The 25794-nt window shown below is 30.5% G+C and carries 20 protein-coding genes; 14 read left to right on the top strand and 6 right to left on the bottom strand.

Features of this window, described 5'->3' with window-relative positions; all coding sequences use genetic code 11:
- Positions 1 to 8: 8 nt before the first annotated feature.
- The 4 genes from efp to NAB20_RS13330 all read left to right on the top strand — a co-directional run bounded on the left by efp (position 9) and on the right by NAB20_RS13330 (position 4878).
- The gene (gene efp / locus NAB20_RS13345) at positions 9 to 575 is read left to right on the top strand and encodes an elongation factor P (protein ID WP_060382649.1); all 567 of its coding nucleotides are present in this window, start codon (positions 9 to 11) and stop codon (positions 573 to 575) included.
- On the top strand, positions 575 to 1516 hold the full coding sequence (locus tag NAB20_RS13340) for a UDP-3-O-(3-hydroxymyristoyl)glucosamine N-acyltransferase (RefSeq protein WP_105196297.1): 942 nt from the start codon (positions 575 to 577) through the stop codon (positions 1514 to 1516). Before efp ends, NAB20_RS13340 begins: the two co-directional genes overlap by 1 nt.
- A gap of 195 nt (positions 1517 to 1711) precedes the next feature.
- Entirely contained in the window at positions 1712 to 2584 is an 873-nt protein-coding gene (gene sucD / locus NAB20_RS13335; protein WP_105196298.1) for a succinate--CoA ligase subunit alpha, read from the top strand.
- Positions 2585 to 3105: 521 nt separating this feature from the next.
- Positions 3106 to 4878 carry a long-chain fatty acid--CoA ligase gene (locus NAB20_RS13330; protein ID WP_105196299.1) on the top strand — a complete coding sequence of 591 codons (1773 nt, stop codon included), beginning with the start codon at positions 3106 to 3108 and terminating at the stop codon, positions 4876 to 4878.
- 377 nt (positions 4879 to 5255) lie between these two features.
- Here the strand turns inward: NAB20_RS13330 and NAB20_RS13325 are convergent, their stop codons facing one another.
- Complete coding sequence (locus NAB20_RS13325) at positions 5256 to 6107, bottom strand: alpha/beta fold hydrolase (RefSeq protein WP_375605244.1); 852 nt, start codon at positions 6105 to 6107, stop codon at positions 5256 to 5258.
- A 375-nt stretch (positions 6108 to 6482) separates the two neighbouring features.
- On the opposite strand from NAB20_RS13325, the gene NAB20_RS13320 reads away from it, so the two are divergent.
- From NAB20_RS13320 to NAB20_RS13275, 10 genes are all read left to right on the top strand, one after another.
- Positions 6483 to 7298, top strand: a complete 816-nt coding sequence (locus tag NAB20_RS13320) for a M48 family metallopeptidase (protein ID WP_088392887.1) — start codon at positions 6483 to 6485, stop codon at positions 7296 to 7298.
- A 62-nt stretch (positions 7299 to 7360) separates the two neighbouring features.
- Positions 7361 to 8668 (top strand): MFS transporter, encoded by a 1308-nt coding sequence (locus NAB20_RS13315; protein WP_127822832.1) that lies wholly within the window; start codon positions 7361 to 7363, stop codon positions 8666 to 8668.
- A 151-nt stretch (positions 8669 to 8819) separates the two neighbouring features.
- Entirely contained in the window at positions 8820 to 11270 is a 2451-nt protein-coding gene (lon, locus tag NAB20_RS13310) for an endopeptidase La (protein ID WP_088392883.1), read from the top strand.
- Between the two features lie 93 nt (positions 11271 to 11363).
- On the top strand, positions 11364 to 12377 hold the full coding sequence (porQ, locus tag NAB20_RS13305; RefSeq protein WP_105196303.1) for a type IX secretion system protein PorQ: 1014 nt from the start codon (positions 11364 to 11366) through the stop codon (positions 12375 to 12377).
- 3 nt (positions 12378 to 12380) lie between these two features.
- Positions 12381 to 13064 (top strand): (d)CMP kinase, encoded by a 684-nt coding sequence (gene cmk, locus NAB20_RS13300; RefSeq protein WP_105196304.1) that lies wholly within the window; start codon positions 12381 to 12383, stop codon positions 13062 to 13064.
- 93 nt (positions 13065 to 13157) lie between these two features.
- Complete coding sequence (locus tag NAB20_RS13295) at positions 13158 to 14411, top strand: nucleoside permease (protein ID WP_105196305.1); 1254 nt, start codon at positions 13158 to 13160, stop codon at positions 14409 to 14411.
- Between the two features lie 229 nt (positions 14412 to 14640).
- Positions 14641 to 16404 (top strand): 30S ribosomal protein S1, encoded by a 1764-nt coding sequence (rpsA, locus tag NAB20_RS13290; RefSeq protein ID WP_088392875.1) that lies wholly within the window; start codon positions 14641 to 14643, stop codon positions 16402 to 16404.
- Between the two features lie 250 nt (positions 16405 to 16654).
- Positions 16655 to 17191: a bifunctional pyr operon transcriptional regulator/uracil phosphoribosyltransferase PyrR gene (gene pyrR / locus NAB20_RS13285; RefSeq protein WP_088394393.1), complete on the top strand. Its 537-nt coding sequence runs from the start codon at positions 16655 to 16657 to the stop codon at positions 17189 to 17191.
- 1 nt (position 17192) lies between these two features.
- Positions 17193 to 18119, top strand: coding sequence for an aspartate carbamoyltransferase catalytic subunit (locus NAB20_RS13280; protein ID WP_375605243.1), 927 nt, complete (start codon positions 17193 to 17195; stop codon positions 18117 to 18119).
- A 48-nt stretch (positions 18120 to 18167) separates the two neighbouring features.
- Positions 18168 to 18503, top strand: coding sequence for a ribonuclease Z (locus NAB20_RS13275; protein WP_375605242.1), 336 nt, complete (start codon positions 18168 to 18170; stop codon positions 18501 to 18503).
- 915 nt (positions 18504 to 19418) lie between these two features.
- Here NAB20_RS13275 and NAB20_RS13270 read toward each other — a convergent pair.
- The 5 genes from NAB20_RS13270 to NAB20_RS13250 all read right to left on the bottom strand — a co-directional run bounded on the left by NAB20_RS13270 (position 19419) and on the right by NAB20_RS13250 (position 25776).
- Positions 19419 to 19796 (bottom strand): DNA primase, encoded by a 378-nt coding sequence (locus tag NAB20_RS13270; protein ID WP_088393264.1) that lies wholly within the window; start codon positions 19794 to 19796, stop codon positions 19419 to 19421.
- A gap of 21 nt (positions 19797 to 19817) precedes the next feature.
- Positions 19818 to 20792 (bottom strand): deoxyhypusine synthase family protein, encoded by a 975-nt coding sequence (locus tag NAB20_RS13265; protein WP_088393266.1) that lies wholly within the window; start codon positions 20790 to 20792, stop codon positions 19818 to 19820.
- A gap of 46 nt (positions 20793 to 20838) precedes the next feature.
- Entirely contained in the window at positions 20839 to 22239 is a 1401-nt protein-coding gene (locus NAB20_RS13260; protein WP_105196308.1) for an arginine decarboxylase, read from the bottom strand.
- 169 nt (positions 22240 to 22408) lie between these two features.
- Positions 22409 to 23467 carry a 3-dehydroquinate synthase gene (aroB, locus tag NAB20_RS13255; RefSeq protein ID WP_105196309.1) on the bottom strand — a complete coding sequence of 353 codons (1059 nt, stop codon included), beginning with the start codon at positions 23465 to 23467 and terminating at the stop codon, positions 22409 to 22411.
- Positions 23464 to 25776 (bottom strand): O-antigen ligase family protein, encoded by a 2313-nt coding sequence (locus NAB20_RS13250; protein ID WP_375605241.1) that lies wholly within the window; start codon positions 25774 to 25776, stop codon positions 23464 to 23466. Before NAB20_RS13250 ends, aroB begins: the two co-directional genes overlap by 4 nt.
- Positions 25777 to 25794: the final 18 nt, after the last annotated feature.

Raw genomic sequence — 25794 nt, 5'->3', positions numbered from 1 at the left:
AAAATAAAATGGCAAGTACGGCAGACATTAGAAACGGATTATGTATTAAGTATAATAACGATATCTTTAAAATAGTTGAATTCTTACATGTAAAACCAGGGAAAGGACCCGCTTTCGTTCGAACTAAATTAAAATCTTTAACTTCTGGGAAAGTATTAGATAATACATTTTCAGCAGGTCATAAAATTGAAGTAGTACGAGTTGAAACTCACACTTTTCAGTATTTATATAACGAAGGGTCAGAGTTTCATTTTATGAATCAAGAAACTTTTGAGCAAATAACTTTAAATAAGGATATTTTAGATGCTCCTGATTTGTTAAAAGAAGGAACTAACGTAATGGTGCAAATCAATACAGAAACAGAAATGCCTTTGTCTGTAGATATGCCAGCTTCAGTAGTTTTAGAAGTAACCTATGCTGAACCAGGAGTAAAAGGAAATACAGCAACAAATGCTACGAAGCCTGCTACTGTAGAAACAGGAGCTCAAGTAAACGTACCTTTGTTTATTAATGAAGGAGATAAAATCAAAATTGATACAGCAACAGGCGCTTATATGGAGCGTGTTAAGGAATAATGAAGTTTCTTAGACAATATCGTTTAGAGGAAATAGCATCTATTATAAATTGTAAATTTATAGGAGATGCTCATTTTCCCGTTTTAGGAATGAATGAAATACATGTTGTCCAATCTGGAGATATTGTTTTTGTAGACCATCCTAAATATTATGATAAAGCTTTACAATCTGAAGCTACGATTATTTTGATAAATAAAGAAGTGGAATGTCCAGAGGGAAAAGCCTTATTAGTTTCAGAAGATCCTTTTAGAGATTTTAATTTTCTTATAAAATATTTTAAACCATTTCAAGCCTCTAATACATCTATAGCTTCTACTGCTCAAATAGGAGAAAATACTATAATACAACCCAATTGCTTTATTGGGAATAATGTAAAAATAGGGACCAATTGTTTGATTCATTCAAATGTTTCCATTTATGATCATACAATTATTGGTAATAATGTTATCATTCACTCAGGAACTATTATTGGAGCAGACGCTTTTTATTATAAAAAAAGACCAGAAGGATTTGACCAATTATTATCAGGAGGAAGAGTAGTCCTCAAAGATAATGTAGGAATAGGAGCATTATGTACTATTGATAAAGGCGTAACAGGTGATACCACCATAGGCGAAGGAACAAAAATAGATAATCAAGTGCATATAGGACACGATACCATAATAGGAAAAAAATGTCTAATTGCTTCACAAACAGGTATTGCAGGTTGTGTTGTTATAGAAGATGAAGTTACATTATGGGGGCAAGTAGGAATTACTAGTGGTATAAAAATAGGCGAAAAAGCAGTGGTAATGGGACAAACAGGAGTTACAAAATCACTCGAAGGATCAAAAGCTTATTTTGGAACACCAGCAGAGGAATCGCGTGAAAAATTTAAACAATTAGCAAACCTCAAAAAAATGCCAGAAATATTAAATAAGCTTAGTCAAAATGAAGAATAAAAAATCTTAGTATTATAGATTGTTATTGGTTAACAAAATTTTAGAAAATATCAGTTTATTCTTCTCAATTCAGTCCTATTCTAAGAAGATTAATGAAATATAAAATTTCAAATATTCTTTTTAAAAATAATTTTAAAGTAAGAGTAAAAGGTTTACTTTTGCGTCATATATTTTATAACAAACAATACACATATTATGAGTGTTTTAGTAAATAAAGATTCAAAAATAATCGTACAAGGTTTTACAGGAAGTGAAGGTACTTTCCATGCTTCACAAATGATAGAGTACGGAACTAATGTAGTAGGAGGAGTTACCCCAGGAAAAGGAGGTTCTACACATTTAGATCGTCCTGTATTTAATACAGTAAAAGATGCAGTAGATCAAGCAGGTGCAGATACATCTATTATTTTTGTACCACCAGCGTTTGCAGCAGATGCTATTATGGAAGCAGCAGATGCAGGTATTAAAGTTATCATTTGTATTACAGAAGGTATTCCTGTAGCAGATATGATTAAAGCATATGATTACATTAAAGGAAAAGGTTGTAGATTAGTAGGTCCTAATTGTCCTGGTGTAATTACTCCAGAAGAAGCTAAAGTTGGTATTATGCCTGGTTTTGTTTTCAAAAAAGGAAATATAGGTATTGTGTCTAAGTCAGGAACTCTTACTTATGAAGCAGCAGATCAAGTAGTTCGTCAAGGATTTGGAATTACAACTGCTATCGGAATTGGAGGAGACCCTATTATTGGTACCACTACTAAAGAAGCCGTTGAATTATTGATGAATGATCCAGAAACACACTGTATCATTATGATCGGTGAAATTGGAGGTCAATTAGAAGCAGATGCAGCTAAATGGATAAAAGCAGATGGCAACCGTAAACCAGTTGTAGGATTTATTGCTGGTGAAACAGCACCAAAAGGACGTACAATGGGGCATGCTGGCGCAATCGTAGGAGGAGCTGACGATACAGCCGAAGCTAAAAAACGTATCATGAGAGAAAATGGAATTCATGTTGTAGATTCTCCAGCTGAAATTGGTAAGAAAGTAAAAGAAATATTAGGATAATCTTTTGATTAAAATAACATTGATAGAAAAATTTATTTTAAACTAATCCAATAAATTATAAAATATAATATTAGAATTATATAATAAAATGAGTCTGATTTTGTCAGGCTCATTTTGTTTATATTATAAACTTCTTTAATTGAATATTTGTGGGATATTGATCATTTTCTTAAGTTTGAATTACATATAGTTCTAAATAATTTAAGAAGAAGTCTTGTTTATAATAAATACAAAGATTTTTAGTTTAAAAAATCTCATCCTTTTACTCAATCAAAAAAGTTTCTATACTTTTACGCTTACTACAAGATCTATTCTATGATTTGAAATTTTTTAATAAATCAAAATAGATAAATTAAATATATTAGAATATTATTTAAAAAAAAAGAAAAAAGAATACTATTATTCAAACAAAAAGAATTTTATGTGTAAATTATTCATTAATTAATTTTAAAAAATGAATAAAAATTGTATTTTAAGTTAAAAATAATTAATTTGCACTATAACTTTACCCCTATTTAATAATGACGAACATTACAAGATTATTTGATTTTCCTTATTATCAGCTAGAAAAGAACAACTTACCAGATGCGTTAGTTACAAAATATCAAGGAAAATGGGTTAAAACGTCTACCCAAGAATATATAGATAAAGCAAATGCCGTTTCAAGAGCACTTATTACCATGGGAGTGCAAAAAGATGATAAAATAGCCATTATTTCATCTAATAATAGAACAGAATGGAATATTATGGATATAGGAGTATTGCAAGTAGGAGCTCAAACAGTCCCTATTTATCCAACCATATCAGAACAAGATTACCAATACATTTTAAGCCATTCCGAATCAAAATATTGTTTCGTATCTGATAAAGAAGTTTTAAATAAATTAAATTCTATTAAAGCTAATTTACCTAATTTAGTAGGAATTTTTACATTTGATGAAATTTCAGGAGAAAAAAATTGGACTGATTTATTAGCTATTGGGAAAGATACAAATACACAAAATTTTGTAGAAGAACGTAAAAACAATGTAAAAGCAAGTGACTTAGCAACCATTATTTATACCTCAGGAACAACAGGTAAGCCAAAAGGTGTAATGTTATCGCATAACAATATAGTCTCCAATGTTTTAAATAGCTCTGACAGAATCCCTCTAGAACCAGGTCAAGCAAAAGCTATGAGTTTCCTTCCTATTTGTCATATTTTTGAGAGAGTTATCTTATATATTTACCAGTATTATTCTATCTCAATTTATTTTGCAGAATCTATTGATAAAATTTCAGATAATTTTAAAGAAGTTCAACCCGATGTATTTACAGTTGTTCCTAGACTATTAGAAAAAGTTTATGATAAAATTTATGCAAAAGGAACTGAATTAACAGGACTTAAAAAGAAAATTTTCTTTTGGGCGGTTGAATTAGGTTTGAAATACGAACCATACGGTAAAAACGGTTGGTGGTATGAATTTCAATTAAAAATTGCTCGTAAATTAATATTTAGTAAGTGGCAAGAAGCATTAGGAGGAAATGTGAAAATAATGGTTTCAGGAAGTGCCGCTTTACAAACTCGTTTAACTCGTGTGTTTTCAGCAGCAGGAATGCCTGTAGTGGAAGGGTATGGTCTTACCGAAACTTCACCTATTATATCTGTAAATGATATGCGTAATGGGTTGTTTCGTATAGGTACCGTAGGTAAACCAATCAAAAATATAGAAGTCAAAATAGGAGAGGATGGCGAGATTCTTTTTAAAGGACCTAATTTAATGATGGGATATTATAAGGATCAAGCACAAACAGAAGACGTGATTAAAAACGGCTATTTCCATACAGGCGATATAGGTGAATTTGATAAAGATGGTTTTTTACGTATAACAGATCGTAAAAAAGAAATGTTTAAAACTTCTGGAGGTAAATATGTAGCTCCTCAGATTTTAGAAAACACATTTAAACAATCTAGATTTATAGAACAAATAATGGTTATAGGCGAAGGACAAAAAATGCCAGCAGCCATTATTCAACCTGCTTTCGAATTTATTAGAGAATGGGCTCACATTCATCATATAAATATTGGCTCAACAAATGAAGAATTGGTTCAAAATCCAGAAGTTATTAAAAGAATTTATCAAGAAATAAACCATCTTAATGTTAAATTTGGTAATTGGGAACAAGTTAAAAAAATAGAGCTTACACCCAATGTTTGGTCAATAGATGGAGGAGAGCTTACGCCTACATTAAAGCTAAAACGTAAAGTAGTTCTAGAAAAATACAAAGACCTTTGCGCTAGAATCTACCAATAAAATATTTTATTTTAAAAAAAGACTGTTTAAAGTGATTATCTATTTTAGACAGTCTCTTTTTATCGTAGATTCAAATAAAACCAATTAAAAAAAATCAAGGTTCAACCCCTTGTTCCTTACTCCTTTCTGAATCAGGGTTTAATCCAAATTACGCATTAATCTTCTTGTCAATATGAAAAGGAAAAGAAAACAAAATGAACGAAAATTTTTCCTGATTTCCGAACCAAGATAAAAGTCGTAATTTAATAGATGGTTTGTCACTTCGACCAAAGGGAGAAGGCATATTCTCAAAATTATGTAATTTCTTCCTTTGGCCGGAATAAAGAAGATTGTGATCTTTTAGGATACTTACTTGATGTTGTTTAAATACTTTAAAATTAATTTAAAAATTGCATAACTTGCGCAATTACATCATCATTTCCTAATATTTTTCTATGGCCTAATTTTTCAGTTTCAATAAATAAACCATTAGGTAACTGATTATAAATGGCTTTTCCGCAACTAATAGGAACTTCATAGTCATCCTTGTCATGTATAACTAAAGTTGGGATTATAACTCCTTTAGCAGCATTAGCAGCATCATAGTTGTCTATGGGTTCTCCAAAATTAGTTTCAAATTTTTGTTTCATGAGTTCCGAAATTTCAGATTTTAAGCCTAATTGCATAACAAAAGATCGTAAAATGTCAATAATTTTATCCGCAGCGCCAATTGTCACCATTTTTTTTACCTGTAATCCCCTCTTTACAGAATTAAGTAAAGACATTCCACCAAGAGAATGGCCAATAGCGTAATCAAATGGACCAAATTGTTTTTCTAATTCAAAATTGCAAGCTATAAATTCGGTTATTAACGTGGGACTAGATTTTGATTTACCATGTCCAGGAGCATCATAGCTAATTGTAGAATAACCTATTTTTAATAATTCATCCGCTATTTTGAAAAGTTGTGTTCCTCTTCCTGACCAACCATGAACTAGTAAAACTTTTTTAGGGCTATCGCCATAATGATAAACTTCTATCTGTTTATTTATTTTAGGAATAAAAAGAGGTTCTGTTCTTGATTTTTGAACCATCTGCCATTCTCTTTTTGGAGTTTTATGTTTCGTAGGGGTAGTAAACAAGCGAATGCAAAACGTTGTAGTTAATTTTTTAGAAAAAAAAGCAAATCCTTTTGCTGTATAAATAATTGTTTTAGGTACACTGTTGCTATTTTGTTTCTTCTTTTTCAAAATATAATAGTTTTTAGAGCTAAATTAATACAAATTAATGAATCATGATAGAAGGTATTAAAAATAGATGATTAAGATCCGCGGAAAAATTAAAAACTTCATAAAACATAATAACTCAAATTCGAATTTTATTATCAAGTGTAAGGTTTTTATATTATAACATTCAAAAATCTTGTATCGAAGTATTCCAATTTGGGGGATTTAGTTTTTTAACAGAACTCAATTATTAGGTGTTTTACTGTTTTTTAAAGAAATAAAAAAGAAATTCTCTAAATAATTTAGATAAAAAGAAGTATTTATAGATGAATTTCTACTGGTTTTATAAGAAAAAACTTTTTGAAAATTGTAATTTTACCTTTTTAAAAAAATAAAATAATGAAAAAAAGAATTCTATACGCATTTAGTATTTTATCTCTTATAATATCTTGTGCTAAAAATCCCTTTACAGGTAAAAGTACTATGGCATTAGTTCCAGATAGTCAGATATTTCCAACAGCATTTCAACAATATAATCAATTTTTATCTGAAAATAAAGTTATAAAAGGAACTACAGAAGCAAAACGAGTTGAAAATATTGGAATAAAAATAAAGACAGCAGCAGAAAGATGGCTAAATGCAAATGGAAATTCGACTTATTTGAAAAATTACGCATGGGAATATAATTTAGTAGATAGTAAAGAAGTAAACGCTTGGTGTATGCCTGGAGGAAAAATAGTAGTTTATACAGGTATTTTGCCAATAACGAAAGATGAAGCAGGTATGGCAGCAGTTATGGGGCATGAAGTAGCACATGCACTCGCTAATCATGGACAACAGCGTATGAGTGCGGGTTTGTTACAACAAGCAGGAGCTATAGGAGTTGCTATTGCCACTAGTAGTAAGTCTCAACAGCAACAGGCAGAGTTTATGCAATATTATGGATTAGCTTCTCAAGTAGGGGGAATGTTGCCTTTTAGTAGAGCTCATGAATCAGAAGCGGATCAAATAGGATTATTGCTGATGGCTATTGCAGGTTATAATCCTGAAAATGCAGTATACGTATGGGAACGTATGTCTGCTAAATCAAATGGACAAGCACCACCTGAGTTTATGAGTACACATCCTAGCAATGAAACACGTATAACCAATCTAAAACAATGGATTCCTAATGTAAAAATAGAAGCGGCCAAATTTGGTGTTGTATTTAAATAAAAAAGACTACTTTAGAAGCCCCTAATAAGGGCTTTTATTTTTTAATTTAAATCAAAAAAAAAATGCAACCACTTCAAAAAGGAGATAAAAAATTATTAAATGCTTGGGCTTTTTATGATTGGGCAAATTCAGTATATAGTTTAGTCATAACTTCTGCTATTTTTCCTATTTATTATAGTGCTATTTTTAAGATCAGAGGAAACCACTATGTTGATATTTTAGGATATCATTTTAAGGATACTGCTGTGATTTCTTTTGTAACGGCAATAGCTTTTGTTATAGTTGCTCTTATTTCACCAATATTATCAGGAATAGCTGATTATGTTGGAAACAAAATGGCCTTTCTTCGTTTTTTTTGTTATATGGGAGGTGTAGCATGTATAGGCTTATATTGGTTTGATTCAGATAACTTTTTTTTAAGTTTTGTAATCTATCTTTTGGGATTAATAGGTTTTTGGGGAAGTTTAGTCTTTTATAATTCTTATTTACCCGATATTGCTTATCCTGAACAACAAGATGCCGTTAGTGCACGTGGATTTTCAATGGGATATTTAGGAAGTACCCTTTTGTTGTTAGTTAATTTAGGAATGGTAATGAGTGTCGATTCTAATGAAAAAGCAATAGATATGATGCGTTATTCTTTTGTAATGACAGGTATTTGGTGGATAGGATTTAGTCATATTACTTATTATTATCTTCCTAAAGGAATAAGTACAGGAAATAAAGTAACACGAGCTGTAATCTTAGATGGTTTTCATGAATTGCAATTAGTTTGGAAAGAATTGAAAAAAAATTTAGCACTTAAACGATATTTAGCTAGTTATTTTGTTTTTATTATGGCTGTTCAGACAGTAATGTTAGTCGCTACTTATTTTGGAGCCGAAGAAATAAGTTGGAAAACCGATAGTCAAAAAACATCAGGACTAATTATAAGTATTTTGTTAATTCAATTGGTAGCAATTGTAGGAGCCTATTTTACGTCCATAGCTTCGCGAAAATTTGGAAATATTAAAGTTTTAATTTTTTTAAATACATGTTGGGCTATTTTATGTATTGTAGCCTTTTACGTAAAAACGCCTATTCAGTTTTATGGAACAGCAGGATTCGTAGGATTAGTAATGGGAGGGATTCAATCATTAGCGCGTTCTACATATTCAAAATTTTTACCAGAAACTACAGATACAGCATCCTATTTTAGTTTTTATGATGTAACCGAAAAAATAGGTATCGTAATAGGAATGTCTATTTACGGAATTATAGATCAAATTACAGGAACAATGAGAAACTCAGTATTGTTTTTAGCTGTTTTTTTTATTATAGGTCTATTATTACTTTTAAGAGTGCCAAGGAATAAATACACAAATGATTAGAAGGTATGGCATAATCCTTGAAAGTTTAACTCGGTTTATAGATTATTATTTGTGTATATCTATCTGTAAATCAGTTTTTTTTGTTGTATTTTCTATAGTAAAGAGAATACAAATAATTTTTTTTTAATGTCAAAATGGCTTAGTTTACAATATGTCACAACAAAAAATCATTACACTTGACAATATGTCACTTCAGGAAATAGATCATGAAGCAGAATTAATCCCTCTTTTAACACCAGAAGATGAGGAAGAAATGAATAAAGAAAGTCTACCTGTAGATTTACCTATCTTACCTTTGCGTAATACAGTGCTTTTTCCAGGCGTTGTAATACCTATTACAGCAGGAAGAGATAAGTCAATAAAATTGCTAAATGATGCCAATGCTTTAGATAAAATCATTGGAGTTGTTTCGCAAAAAAATGAAGAAGATGAAGATCCTACAGCGGAACAAATTAATAAAATAGGTACAGTAGCACGTATTTTAAAAATTCTTAAAATGCCTGATGGTAATACAACCGTTATTTTACAAGGGAAAAAACGCTTTGAAATAGATACTGTAACAACCACAGAACCTTATATAAGAGCTACTATAAAAGAAGTTCCTGAAATTCGTCCAGCTGAAGAAGATAATGAATTGAATGTAATTATAGATTCAATTCGTGAGTTGGCGATTCAAATTATTAAAGAAAGCCCTAATATTCCTACAGAAGCAACCTTTGCCATCAAAAATATAGAAAGCGATCCTTTTTTAGTAAGTTTCGTTTCTTCTAATATGAATTTAACGGCAGAAGAAAAACAAGAGCTGCTCGAAATGCATGATCTAAAAGAACGTGCTTTAGAAACATTAAAATATATGAATATCGAATTTCAAAAGTTAGAATTGAAGAACGATATTCAATCAAAGGTTCGTTTTGATTTAGATCAACAACAACGCGAATATTTCTTGCAACAACAGATGAAAACCATACAAGAAGAATTAGGAGGTAATTCTACTGAGCAAGAAATAGAAGAAATGCGTAAAAAAGCAAAAGCTAAAAAATGGAAGAAAAAAGTAGGCGAGCATTTTGAAAAAGAATTGCAAAAATTACAACGTACAAATCCTAATTCACCTGATTTTAGTATTCAACGTAATTATTTAGAGCTTTTTTTAGAATTGCCTTGGAACGAATACACGAAAGATAACTTTGATTTAAAAAGAGCCCAAACGATATTGGATCGTGATCATTATGGAATGGAAGAAATCAAAAAACGAATTATAGAACATTTAGCTGTTTTAAAATTACGTAATGATATGAAGTCCCCTATATTATGCTTTACAGGACCTCCAGGAGTAGGTAAAACTTCTATCGGACGTTCTATTGCAGAAGCATTAGGTCGTGAGTATGTACGTATGTCTTTAGGAGGTTTGCGTGATGAAGCTGAAATTAGAGGGCATAGAAAAACCTATATAGGAGCAATGCCTGGTCGAATTTTGCAAAATTTGAAAAAAGTAAAATCATCAAATCCTGTTTTTATTCTGGATGAAATAGATAAATTATCAAGCAGTCATAGTGGCGATCCATCATCTGCCTTATTAGAAGCATTGGATCCAGAACAAAACAAAGAATTTTATGATAATTTCCTAGAAATGGGATTCGATTTATCTAAAATCATGTTTATTGCAACTTCTAATAATATTTCAGCTGTACAACCAGCACTTAGAGACCGCATGGAAATTATAACGATGACAGGTTATACAATAGAGGAAAAAGTTGAAATAGCAAAACAGCATTTAGTTCCTAAACAAATTAAAGATCATGGATTAAACGCTAAACAATTTTCTATAGGCAAAAAACAAATAGAAAAAATAGTAGAAGGTTATACTAGAGAATCAGGAGTGCGAGGATTAGAGAAAAAAATTGCCCAAATGGTTCGTAATGCTGCAAAATCGATAGCAATGGAAGAAGAGTATAATGTAAAAACGACAGATGAAGATGTTATTAAAGTGTTAGGAGCACCTCGTATGGAACGCGACAAATATGAAAATAATGAAATAGCAGGAGTTGTTACAGGTTTGGCATGGACTAGTGTAGGAGGAGATATCTTATTTATTGAGTCAATTATTTCAGCAGGAAAAGGAGGCTTGACTTTTACTGGAAATATAGGAACTGTAATGAAAGAGTCAATTACGATTGCTATGGAGTATGTAAAAGCAAATGGGAGTAGTTTAGGTATTGATACTGATATTTTTACAAAATATAATATTCACGTACATATTCCAGAAGGAGCAACTCCTAAAGATGGACCAAGTGCAGGTATTGCCATGTTAACCTCTTTAGTGTCATTGTTAACACAAAAAAGAGTCAAAAAAAACTTGGCCATGACAGGAGAAATAACGCTGAGAGGAAAAGTGTTACCAGTAGGAGGTATAAAAGAAAAAATACTAGCAGCTAAACGAGCTAAAATAAAAGAGATAATTCTATGTGTAGAAAATAAAAGAGACATAGATGAAATTAATCCGGAATATTTAGAAGGCTTAACCTTTCATTATGTAAGCGAAATGAGTGAAGTACTCGAAATTGCAATAACAAAAGAGAAAGCAAAAAATGCAAAAAAATTGTAAGATGAAAAACGGCTATGTTAAAATAGCCGTTTTTTTATTAAAAAATAATATCTTCGCTGCAGCGTTACAAATATTAATTTAACGCAATGTTTGATGCAGTCTAAATTCCTATTATTAGCTTTTATTATCTCTCTACCTATCTATTCACAAATAGGGGGTAGTGGTGTTTATCGTTTTTTAAATTTAACTACATCTCCAAGACAAGCAGCCTTAGGAGGGAAAGCTATTACAATATACGACAATGATGTAAATCAACCGATGCTAAATCCAGCCTCTGTGAATCAAGAAATGGATGGAAAATTAGCAGTTAATTACGGAAGCTATTTAGGTGATATAAATTATGGTACAGCGTCTTATGCTTTAAATTATGATAGGCATATTCAAACAATTCATGCAGGAATATCCTATATTAATTACGGTAAATTTGATGGAAGAGACGAATTTGGGGGGCAAACAGGTAGTTTCACAGCTAATGAATTAGCTATGTCCTTAGGATACGCATATAATATCCCTAGAAGTGATTGGTATTTAGGAGCAAACGCTAAGCTGATAGCCTCTTCTTTAGAAAATTATCAATCATTTGGGATTGCTACTGATATAGGAATTAATTATTTAGACGAACAAAAATCCGTTAATTATGCTTTATTAGTCAAAAATTTTGGAACACAAATCATAACCTATAACGGAATACAAGAAAAATTACCATTAGAAGTAATGTTGGGAGTTTCACAAAAGTTGGAACATTTGCCAATTAGATGGCATTTAACAATAGATAATTTGCAAAAATGGCAACTTGCATTTTCTAACCCCGCAAGAAACGAACAAACTTTAGATGGAGTGGTAAAAGAAGAAGAAATAAGTTTTTTAGGAAACGCTATGCGTCATGTAGTTTTAGGAGCGGAACTTTTACCAGATAAAGGAATTAATTTTAGAATAAGCTATAATTTTAGAAGAGCAGCTGAACTTAAAATTTTAGAACAACGTACTTTTGCAGGATTTTCAGCAGGAGTAGGAATCCGTTTTTCTAAATTTCGTTTCGATTATTCTTATGCAAGATATACTTTAGCATCCAATACATCTATGTTTGGATTAACTATAAATCTTTAAAAATTGAAAAAAATTACAATTGCAATTGATGGATTTTCCTCCACAGGAAAGAGTACTTTAGCTAAACAAATAGCAAAAGAGCTAGGATATGTATATGTAGATACTGGAGCTATGTATCGTGCCGTTACTTATTTTGCTATGCAACATAATTTAATTGATGAATTTCAATTTGATGTTAAACAATTAATAAAACTTTTACCAAGTTTAAACTTAAATTTTCAATTTAATTCAAGCCTCGGTTTTGCCGAAATGTATTTAGATGGAATTAATGTGGAAAAGCAAATAAGAACATTAGAAGTTTCTACCTATGTAAGCAGAATTGCTGAAATATCAGAAGTTCGATCTAGACTTGTAAGCCAACAAAAACAAATGGGAATTGATAAAGGAGTCGTTATGGATGGTCGTGATATAGGAACCGTTGTTTTTCCAAATGCAGAAATTAAATTATTTATGACTTCTAAAGCAAATGTTCGAGCACAACGCCGTTTTGATGAATTGACAGAAAAAGGACAACAAGTTTCCTATGATCGAGTGTTAGAAAATGTTTTAGAACGTGACTTTATAGATACCACTCGGAAAGATTCACCATTAGTTAAAGCAGCCGATGCAATAGAAATTGATAATTCAGAATTAACAAGAGAAGAACAATTTAAAAGAGTTATGGAAATAATTAAAGCAAAAATTTAAAAAAGCGAATATTTTTTTATAGAACCATCAGAAAGTACTGATTTTTTCATAGATTTACCCGCTTTTTAGAATATAATAACCAAATCAAAACGTATGAATATAAAAATTAGACTAACCTTAATGAGCTTTTTACAGTTTTTTGTATGGGGAGCTTGGTTAATTACAGTTGGGAATTACTGGTTTGGAACCAAACAATGGAGTGGTGCTGAGTTTGGAGCCATATTTTCAACACTTGGAATATCTTCTATTATTATGCCAGCTATTACGGGTATTGTGGCTGATAAATGGATAAATGCAGAAAGATTATATGGTATACTTCATATATTAGGAGGTTTGTGTGTGGCTTATCTTCCGCAAGTAGATAATCCAACCACCTTTTATTGGGTTATCTTTGCTGCTATGATGTGTTACATGCCTACTATTTCTTTGTCTAATTCTGTAGCATATACTATTTTAAAAGAAAATGATTTTGATGTAGTTAAAGTTTTTCCTCCCATTCGTGTATGGGGTACTGTAGGTTTTATTTTAGCTATGTGGACGACTAACTTAACAGGAAATAAAGCGTCTGCTAATATGTTTTATATTTCTGCATTAACAGCAATTATTTTAGGGATTTATTCGTTTACCCTTCCAGCTTGTAAACCTCAAAATTTGATGGATGAAAATGCTACCTTATCTAAAAAATTAGGTTTAGACTCATTTAAGTTATTTAATACATATAAAATGGCATTGTTTTTTGTTTTCTCCATGTTTTTAGGAGGAGCATTGCAATTAACTAATATGTATGGAGATGTGTTTTTGTCGGAATTTGGTAATATGCCTCAGTACGCTAATAGCTTGATTGTGAAAAATTCTACTTTAATCATGTCTATTTCTCAAATTTCAGAAACACTATTTATTTTAGCAATTCCATTTTTTTTAAAACGTTTTGGTATTAAACAAGTAATGTTAATCTCTATGTTGGCTTGGGTGCTACGCTTCGGTTTATTTGCTTATGGAAATCCTGCGAGTGGATTATGGATGATTATTTTATCCTGTATTGTATACGGAATGGCATTTGACTTTTTCAATATTTCAGGTTCTTTATTTGTAGAAACAACAACAGATTCCTCTATTCGTTCCTCTGCACAAGGATTATTTATGATGATGACAAATGGTTTTGGTTCATTTTTTGGAGGATTAATTAGTGGAAAAGTAATAGATGCCTATTTTACAATCAATGGACAAAGAGATTGGCATAGCATTTGGTTTTCTTTTGCTATTTATGCCTTAATTATAGCAATAGCTTTTGCCTTTTTATTCAAGCATAAACACAATCCTAAAGATGTAGAATCTTTTTCACACTAAAAAAGAATACACTAATACACTATTAAAAGCCGATTTTATTAAAAATCGGCTTTTTTTGTTTGTAAAAAAAGAAAACTATTTGTTAATTAATTTATTATGTGTAATTTTGCACACCTTTTAGCAGTAGGTGTATCTGAAAGGGATTCAAGTAATTATATGTAAAACGCTTCTGTTTTTTACTGCTTAATGAAACACCGAAGAAACAGAATACAAATTTAAAAATCAGATCATGTCTGAAATTACAAAAGAACAAGAACAATTTTTAGCAGATTTTAACTGGCATAACTATGCTGAAGGTATTGATGCAGTAGACGCTAAAAATTTACAAGAGTTTGAAGATTTAGTAGCAAAAACTTTTATTTCTACAGGTGCTGAAGAAGTTGTAGAAGGTGTTGTTGTTAGAATTACTGAAAGAGATGCTATTGTTGATATCAATGCAAAATCAGAAGGTGTTATATCTTTAAACGAGTTCCGTTATAATCCTAACTTAAAAGTAGGTGATAAAGTAGAAGTATTAATTGATATCCGTGAAGATAAATCAGGTCAGTTAGTATTATCTCACAAAAAAGCTAGAACAATCAAAGCATGGGATAGAGTTATCGCTGCGAATGAGTCTGGTGAAATCGTTAATGGTTTCGTGAAATGTAGAACTAAAGGCGGTATGATTGTTGATGTATTTGGTATTGAAGCTTTCTTACCAGGTTCTCAAATCGATGTGAAACCGATCCGTGACTACGATCAATATGTGAATAAAATGATGGAATTCAAAGTGGTTAAAATCAACCACGAATTCAAAAACGTTGTTGTATCTCACAAAGCGCTTATCGAAGCTGATATCGAGGTTCAGAAAAAAGAAATCATCGGTCAATTAGAAAAAGGTCAAGTATTAGAAGGTGTTGTTAAAAACATTACTTCTTACGGTGTATTCATTGACTTAGGAGGTGTAGATGGATTAATCCACATCACTGACTTATCTTGGTCAAGAATCAACCACCCATCTGAAGTATTAGAATTAGACCAAAAATTAAACGTTGTTATCTTAGACTTTGATGATGAGAAAACACGTATCCAATTAGGTTTAAAACAATTAAACGCTCACCCTTGGGATGCTTTAGATGCTAACTTAGCTGTTGGTGATAAAGTAAAAGGTAAAGTAGTTGTTTTAGCTGATTACGGTGCTTTCATCGAAGTTGCTGAAGGTGTTGAGGGTTTAATCCACGTTTCTGAAATGTCTTGGTCTACACATTTACGTTCAGCTCAAGATTTCGTGAAAATTGGTGACGAAGTTGAAGCAGTTATCTTAACTTTAGATAGAGAAGAAAGAAAAATGTCTTTAGGTATCAAACAATTATCTAACGACCCTTGGACTGATATTACTTCTAAATATCCTGTAGGTTCTAAACATACTGGTACAGTAAGAAACTTTACTAACTTTGGTATTTTCGTAGAATTAGAAGAAGGTATTGATGGTTTAGTGTACATTTCTGACTTATCTTGGACTAAAAAAATCAAACACCCATCTGAATTTGTTAACGTAGGTGATAAATTAGATGTTGTAGTATTAGAATTAGACGTTGATGCACGTAAATTGTCATTAGGTCACAAACAAACTACTGCTAACCCTTGGGATAAGCATGAAGATGCTTTCGCTGTAGGTACAGTACACAATGGTACTATCTCTGAAATGGTTGACAAAGGGGCAACTGTAGATTTCGGTGATGATGTTGTAGCTTTCATTCCTACACGTCACTTAGAAAAAGAAGATGGAAAAAAATTGAAAAAAGGGGATACTGCTGACTTCAAAGTAATTGAATTCAATAAAGAATTCAAAAGAGTAGTAGCATCTCATACAGCTATCTTCCGTGAAGAAGAAGAGAAAGTAGTTAAAGAAGCTGAAACTAAAACTACTTCTAATCAAGCTGAGAAATCAACTTTAGGTGATATCGACGCTTTAGCTGAATTAAAAGCTAAAATGGAAAGAGGAGAAAAATAATCTTTGATTTCTTTATATAATTAAGCCCCGCATTTGCGGGGTTTTTTTGTATACATATTGTCGTAACAAGTTTATATGGATTGAGTAAAGATCTTTTGAATAAAAATAAGTTGAATAGGCTAAGCCTATTCACTTCGAATCCAATGCTAAATTTGAGTTTAATTGGTATTTGCTTTAATTTCTTAAATCAGAAATATGTTTAAATTCAAATAAAAAGACTAAATTTACACTCCAAACGAAATAACACAATATGAGTCATAAAACGCTCCTAACTTCAGAGGAAGTAAATATTATACTGCATCGTTTGGTTTGTCAGCTTATTGAAAATCATCTCGATTTTTCTCAAACTGTTCTTATTGGTATACAGCCTAGAGGAACTTATTTAGCAAAACGGTTAGTACAAATTCTAGAACAACAATATCAAATAAAAAATATTCCACTTGGATTTTTAGATATTACTTTTTTTAGAGATGACTTCCGTCGAGGCGAAACTTTGGAAGCTAATAAAACACAAATCGACTTTTTGATAGAAGGGAAGAAGGTTATTTTTATTGATGACGTATTGTATACAGGTAGAAGTATCAATGCCGCTTTACAAGCTATGCAATCCTTTGGTCGTCCGGTAGAAGTGGAATTGTTAGTGTTGATCGACCGTCGTTTTAGTCGTCATTTGCCTATACAGCCAGATTACAGAGGTCGTCAAGTAGATGCTATCAATAATGAGAAAGTTGTAGTAAAGTGGCATGAAATCCACGGAGAAGATTCAGTTGAAATAATTACTAAATAAAATGAAGGAACTAAGTGTAAATCATCTTTTAGGAATAAAATATATTACAGAAGAAGATATTCAGTTGATTTTTGAAACAGCTGACCATTTTAAAGAAGTGATTAACCGTCCAATAAAAAAAGTACCCTCTTTACGTGATATAACGATTGCTAATATATTTTTCGAAAACAGTACACGAACAAAACTCTCATTTGAATTAGCTCAAAAGAGATTATCAGCTGATGTAGTTAATTTTGCAGCTTCAAGTTCTTCTGTAACCAAAGGAGAAACACTTGTTGATACCGTAAATAATATTTTAGCAATGAAAGTAGATATGGTGGTAATGCGTCACTCATCACCAGGAGCTGCTGTGTTTTTGTCAAAAAATGTAAATGCAAGTATTGTAAATGCGGGTGATGGAGCACACGAACATCCTACACAAGCTTTATTAGATGCGTATACCATTCGAGAACGTTTGGGAGAGGTAGGAGGAAAAAAAGTGGTTATCGTGGGCGATATTCTGCATTCACGTGTCGCATTATCTAATATTTACTCTCTACAAAAATTAGGAGCGCAGGTTAAAGTATGTGGACCAAATACATTAATTCCGCGTTATATACGCGAATTAGGAGTAGGGGTGGAACCAAATTTACGTAAAGCCTTAGAGTGGTGTGATGTGGCAAATATGTTACGTGTACAAAATGAACGATTAGATGTAAGCTATTTTCCTTCCACTAGAGAATATACCATGCAATATGGTTTAGACAAAGAATTATTAAACTCTTTGAATAAAGAAATAGTAATAATGCATCCAGGTCCTATTAATCGAGGAGTTGAAATAACTAGTGATGTAGCAGATTCTAAACAGTCGGTTATTTTAGATCAGGTAGAAAATGGAGTTGCAATTCGTATGGCAGTAATTTATTTGTTAGCTTCGAAGATTAAATAAAATATTTTTTATTTAATAAATGAATGTTTAATTTAGTGTAAAAAAAGAATGATGAAAGTAGATCATAAAGAACATACTGCTATTATAAAAGATACAGAAGGAAGTTTTGATGTGTTTTTACAAAAATTGACAAGCCAATATAATACATTTAAAGATGTTAATCTAATCATAGACATTACCCATGATGATTCAATTAATTTAGATGCTATTAGTTCTTTTTTAGAATTATCAGATAAACATAAAGCTTTAAAGAAATCTTTTGTTTTAGTGGCTAAAGGAATTGATTTTAGTGAAGTTCCTGAAAATATTTTGGTTGTTCCTACTTTGTTGGAGGCACATGATATAATAGAAATGGAAGAAATAGAACGTGATTTAGGGTTTTAATTTTATAAATAAGTAGAAAGAAAAGAGAAGGAAGACTCAAAGAAAATAGTTTTTTCATAAATAGATTATCGTTAGACAAATTTATAAGTAAAGGCTTAGGTCTTTTATATTTTAATGAAAAATTTTTATTAGACATATTTTAAATATTTAACGGGAATGTAGTGCTTTTCAATTTTTACTTCTTCAAATAGCATTCATAAAATCTGATTACCCCAGATTGTGTGTTAGAAATGTATTATAAATAGAAAGGACTTTGAATTTAAAAAAATTACCCCATTTTTTGCTTTCAATTAAGTTGTCTTAAAAGTCTGTACTCTTCTTCATTTCAGCCAAAAGGAGAGATTATATAGTTGATAATTTCTCCTGTTATATAAGTGATAGATTAGGTGTTGAATACTGATTTTTTAGATCTTTTTCTTTGCTTGAAGGAAGAAAAATCAGTCATTAAATTACTGCTTTTACCCATATCAGTAAGAAAAAAAGGGGTATTTTTTTATCCAGATTCTAGATTATACTTCGTTTAGAAACAAAAAAATCAATAATTTCAAGTGCTCACGGAAAATTTTAGAAGAAAAAATGCGACCTATTTTGATGGTTAAGATTGGAGTGCCTGTTTAAATTAGAAAAAATAAAGTAGAATGAATGGATAATTTGCTTCGCCAATTTATTTCGTTCGAATCTGTGCGGAATTTGAGGTAAAAAGGAATGTCACTTTCCTAAAAGAATTTCTCCCTAAGAAAGTTTTTCTTTCAAAGGGAGAAATAATATAACTTGATAATGCGACTTTTCTTATTGTTGAAGTAATAAGTTAGACGTTAAGTTATTACTTACTTTTAGGTATTCTCATTCTCATTAAAATTATCTAACTTTTTGGTGTAATTTTAAAAATAGGCAACCTTCTTTGTTCTTGCTTAGTTAGTCTTCCTCCTCTTCGCCTTCGTCTTCATCAGAATCTTCGTCTTCATCAGAATCTTCGTCTTCAGATTGCTCCTCTTTTTCTTCATCCGATGCTTCATCCGAATCGATTTCTAAATCTTTTAATGCGTCTAGTGTATCATCACCATCCATATCGTCATCGTCATCAAAGTTAACAATTCGATCTGCTAATTTAGTGCTTACTTTTACTAAATAAATAGTATCTTCAGTTCTAACTTCAACAGCTTCGATTGTTTCGTTTTTAGCATTTTTAAAGCGAATGATGTCAGAATCATCATAACCTTCAGGGAACTTTTCTACTAGAAGGTTTAAAATTTCACTTGTAAGCTTTGAATAATCTACAATAACTCTTTTCATAAATTGGGGATAATCTTTTTTTTATTGACCTAAAACGTATGCGAAAATTAATGGAGCAACAATAGTTGCATCAGATTCAACAATAAATTTTGGAGTTGTAATATCTAATTTACCCCAAGTTATTTTTTCATTAGGAACAGCACCGGAGTACGAACCATAACTAGTGGTTGAGTCTGAAATTTGACAGAAATAGCTCCAAAAAGGAACATCATGCATTTCCATATCTTGGTATAACATAGGAACTACACAAATAGGGAAGTCACCAGCAATACCACCTCCAATTTGGAAGAAACCTATTCCTTTTCCTTCGCAGTTTTTAGTATACCAGTCAGCTAACCACATCATATATTCTACACCACTTTTCATTGTGGTAGCTTGAAATTCCCCTTTTATACAATAAGAAGCAAATATATTACCCATTGTACTGTCTTCCCAGCCGGGTACAACTATTGGAAGATTTTTTTCAGCAGCAGCTACCATCCAAGAGTCTTTAGGATCAATTTCGTAATATTGTTCTAAGACACCAGAATTAATCATTTGATACATAAATTCATGAGGAAAGTATCTTTCACCTGATTTATCTGCTTTGTTCCAAATATTATATAAGTGTGATTGTAAACGACGGAAGGCTTCTTCTTCTGGGATACAAGTGTCAGTTACACGGTTGTAATGATTTTCTAATAAGTCCCATTCTTCTTGTGGTGATAAATCACGGTAGTTAGGAACTCTTTTGTATGAATTATGAGCAACAAGGTTCATAATATCTTCTTCCAAGTTAGCTCCGGTACATGAAATGATGTGTACTTTGTCTTGACGAATCATTTCGGCTAATGATTTACCTAATTCAGCAGTACTCATAGCTCCTGCTAAAGTAATCATCATTTTACCATTGTCTAACAAATGTTCTTCATATCCTTTAGCGGCATCTACCAAGGCAGCTGCATTAAAATGAAGATAATGTTTTTCAATAAATTGACTAATAGGTCCTTTACTCATTTTTATTTATTGTTTGTGTTTGTATTTTTTGTTTTTATTTTTGTTTTTATTTTTTGTTATAACCTAGTATTTCTAGTATTTCTTCAGCTTTTTGTTCTTCTGAAAAAACTTCTGTTGCAAAAATGCCATTTTTATCTTTGTCAATCAAGATATGTTTAGGTTGTGGTAAGATACAGTGGTGTAAACCTCCATGCCCTCCTATGGTTTCTTGATAGGCACCTGTATTAAAAAAACCAATATACAAAGGTTTTTCCTTATTGTATTTAGGAAGATAAATGGCGTTCATGTGTTGTTCCGAGTTATAATAATCGTCTCCATCACATGTTAAGCCTCCTAATAGCACTCTTTCATAAGTATCATTCCATCGATTTACAGCTAACATGACAAAACGCTTATTTATTGCCCATGTATCAGGTAATGTCGTAATGAAGGAAGAATCGATCATGTTCCAGTTTTCTCTATCATTTTGTTTTTTCTGATATAGTACTTGATAGACAGCTCCTCCTGCTTCTCCAACTGTAAAAGATCCAAATTCGGTAAATATATGAGGAACAGGTACTTCTGCTTCATCACAAGCGATTTTAATTTGGTTTAGGATTTCATCTACCATGTATTGATAGTCATATTCAAATGCTAAAGAGTTTTTAATAGGGAATCCACCACCAATATTTAAACTATCTAAAGTAGGACATTCTTTTTTTAGATTTATGTAAACCTTCATACATTTTAGTAACTCGTTCCAGTAATAAGCTGTATCGCGTATACCAGCGTTAATAAAAAAGTGAAGCATTTTTAGTTCGACTTTTTTATTATCCTGAATGTTTTTTCTGTAAAAAGGAACTATATCTTTATAACCTATTCCTAAACGAGAAGTATAAAATTCAAACTTAGGTTCTTCTTCTGCTGCTATACGAATACCTATTTTGAATTTACCGTCAATTTCTTCTTGTAATAAATCTAATTCTTCAAAATTATCAATTACGGGAACGGTATTTTTATGACCATTGTTGATTAATCGAGCGATATTGGTAACGTATTGTCCACGTTTAAAACCATTACAAACAACAAAAGTATTTTTATTGATTCTCCCATCTTCCATTAATTTTTCAACGATATTAATGTCAAAGGCAGAAGAGGTTTCTATGTGAATATTGTTTTTTAAAGCTTCATTTAAGATAAATTCAAAATGTGAACTTTTAGTACAATAACAATAATAATATTTAGCTTCATAGCCGTGTTTTTCCATAGCATTACGAAACCACATTTTGGCTTTGTTAATGTTTTGAGAAATTTTAGGTAAATAAGTAAACTTTAAAGGAGTACCGTACTGTTCTACTAATTTCATTAGATCAATACCATGAAACTGAAGATGGTCTTTGTTTAAAGTAAATTCTTCTTGAGGAAAATAAAATGTTTGATTGATTAAGTCGAAATATTTTGTATTCATTTAGCTATAAATAAATTGTAAATTAAAATTAATAAAAAAAACTCTATACAATTTATTCAAATGCGAATATTCGCAAAAATGATTTCTAGTTCGGTATAAAGGGGTTCATCCATAGCAGGCAAAAATAAAAAATAATAACTTTTTACTCCAAAGAAAATTTTTAAAAAAATTAAATTTTATAATCATCAAAAGCAGTTAATATATCTAAGTCTTCTACCGTTTGATTTATTACGCATTGACCGATAGAATTTAGAAGACTGAATTGTATCTTTCCAAATTCATTTTTTTTGTCGTGAATTAATAAATTAATGATTGTATTAATTTCATCAGATTCAAAAGAAATGGGAGAATATATGTTTTGTATTAAACGTTTTATTTCTTGATATTCCTCTATAGATAAAAGCTCTTTTTTAAATGATAAATAACTTTCCAAAATCATACCACAAGCAATGGCTTCGCCGTGTAATAGTCTTTCTTTAGAAGGTGTTTCTAAAAAGTAAGTTTCGATAGCATGACCGAGAGTGTGACCAAAATTTAAGGTTTTTCTTATTCCTTGTTCTTTAGGGTCTTCTAATACTATTTTGGTTTTTATAGATACCGATTCTTTTATTAAGCTATCAAAACTATCAAAATGGATTTCGGATAAATTTTTAAATTTATTCCAATGTTCTTTATGGGCAATTAATCCGTGTTTTAACATTTCAGCTAACCCTGAACGCATTTCTCTTTGTGATAATGTTTGAAGGTATGAAGTGTCTATTAAAACCATTTCGGGTTGCGTAATAGTACCTATTTGATTTTTTAGACCTCCTAAATCTACTCCATTTTTTCCTCCTACAGAAGCGTCCACCATAGCTAATAAAGTGGTCGGAATATTGATGAATGCTAAACCTCTTTTGAAAGTTGAGGCAATGAAGCCTCCCATGTCTGTTACGACTCCACCTCCAATATTAATAATAAGCGTCTTTCTATCAGCGCCTAATTCAGTTAAAGCTTCCCAAACACTTATGCAAGTTTCTATAGTTTTATTTTCTTCACCCGCCTCTAATTCAATAATTTCAAATTCAATTTCGGTTTCCAATTTCGGTAAAAAATAAGGAAGACAATATTCATTCGTATTTTCATCTACCATGATGAAAATTTTTGAAAAATTATTTTCTTTTAGAAATTGATTTAAAAGTAAATAGTTTCCATCTAAAAAATGGATTGTAGATTTTTTTGAAATCATTTTGTGCAATTTTTTATCATAATTTCTTTACAGTCTTTAGGGATGTAATTATTATTCAGTGCCATTTGAGCATAATTACAAGCCAGTTCAGATTGTTTCATGTAATGGTAACAAGCAGCAATTATATATTCTGATTTACCATTTTTAAAGATTTTAGAGTCTATCACTTTCTTTAGATAGGGGATTGCAAAATTATATTTTTTTAATTGATAATAACAAACTGCAATATTTTCAGTGTAAATTATTTCCTTTGGATTTATTTTTTCTAACTCGATATATGTATTCAGTTGAGCTTCCCAGTTGTCAGAACGAATTGATTTTAGTTTATTTAAGAACATAGCTTCTTTGTCCGCTTCATTAGTATCAATTTTGTCTTTTTGTTCTATTACTTTTGAAATAATATTTATGAGGCTGTCTTTAGGGTGCTTTTTTATAACATCTTTATACATTTTTTTAATCTCGTTATTAGAAATATTTGCTTCTTTTAAATATTTTGTAGCTATATAAATAAGTTTTGGATAATAATTTAAGGTTTTAATATAGTTTACTACTTCTTTTAACTTTATAGTGTCTTTCCTTTTAGATAAAATATTTAAATGATTTGCGAAGAAAGGTTCATATAATGGAAACATTTTGTAGCATTTTTCCCAATTAGTATTAATACTATCAGTAATATTTTTCTTGGTATAAATAGTTGCTAATATAGATTCGTTTATCATCATATTCTTATTTTGGTTTCTAGAACTATTCAGTAATTGTATAGCTTGATCAAAATGCCCTTCTTTTTCTAAATACCTTGCTTTTACCGCGTCTATTTGATAACCTAGTGTGGTTAGTGTAGGGAAACTAGGTAAAATTTCATCTACTTTTGATGAAGACAAAGTTAATTTGTTTTCATCGAGTACAATTTCATTTTGTCCTTGTAGTGATTTATGTTGTAGGTAGTTTGGATATATTGTTAAAACAGAAAATACAATAAAAATAACTAATATATTTTTTGTTTTCACTACGAAAAATTCTTTCAAATCTCTTGTAAGAATAAAGAATAAGAAAGTTATTATAACAAAATGAATTTGAGTAATTATTCTTTCTTTTGGAAAATTTAATGAAGAGTCAAAACCGTAAGCAAAAACAGAAGTAAAAACAATAAGAGCCAACCAAAAAGTATCACTTTCTGTTGATTTTTTTATAAGAATTTTAAATGACTTCCAAGCAATTATTAAAAATAAGCTTAAATAGATTAAACCATTAATTATTCCAGTTTCACTTGCAGTTTGTAAAAAATCATTATGCGAATATTTTGAGATTGACCATGTTGTTCTTTGTTTACTTTCATAAGGAATTGACTCAATCTTATAACTACCCAGTCCTGTTCCTAAAAAGGGTGAATTTTTAATTATTTCTATTGTGTTTTTCCAAAGATATATACGTCCACTTGTTGCGTCTGACTCTGCATCACTCATATACACTTCAATCACGCCTTTCTTAGGTAAATATTTCAAATATTTTGTTTGAAAACCAAAAGCAATAAATAACCCTATTAATACTATAAAGGTATTAATAAGATTATTTTTTTTGACTAATGAAGCTATTATAAAGCATACAGAAACTATTAAGAGACTTATGATACTCGTTCTAGAAAGCGTTAAAAAAAGAATAATTGAAACAAGAATAAAAGTTAAAGAGAAAAAAACTTTTTTTATTCCTGTAAAATAATGAATCCCATATAATATGAATGGGATTTTAAAAACCAATGTTGCAGAAAAAATATTAATATTACCTGAGTTTTGGGTCAAAATATTATAAATTTCATTTAGAGGAGCTTCATTTACTTTAGAAATAAATGAAGTAAAAGCAATAAAAGATTGAAAAAACGCAATGATACTAATTGCAATTGAAAGGTTTGGTAAAAAAAATATTTTTATTTGGCTAAAAAGTTTAAGAGTAAAAACTAAAAAAGCAATTAGAATTAATCTATTAAAAGTTAAAATAGCTTCAGAAAAATTAGGTGCATAAAAAATCGAAATCCCAGAGAAGAAAAGGAATATTGAGTATAGAATAATTATATTATTAACTTTAAAAGTTCTTAATTCTTTTAAGTTTTCGCTTTTAATAAAATGGAACACAAAATATCCTATACCTACATTTAATATAGACATTGTTAACCATTGAAAACCTGCTACATCAATTGAGTTTAATACTGGGGCAAAATCAAGTAATAAATAAATGCTAAGAGTTAAGACCACAAAGATTGATTCAAAGGAAAAATTATAATTACTATTTTTTAGAGATAGGTCTTCAGAGCTCATGCTTGTTTTTTTTTGTTT

It is taken from the genome of Flavobacterium davisii (assembly GCF_042182265.1).
Taxonomy (GTDB): domain Bacteria; phylum Bacteroidota; class Bacteroidia; order Flavobacteriales; family Flavobacteriaceae; genus Flavobacterium; species Flavobacterium davisii.
Note: the sequence above shows the minus strand (reverse complement) of the source record. Positions and strands in the feature narration are given on the sequence as shown.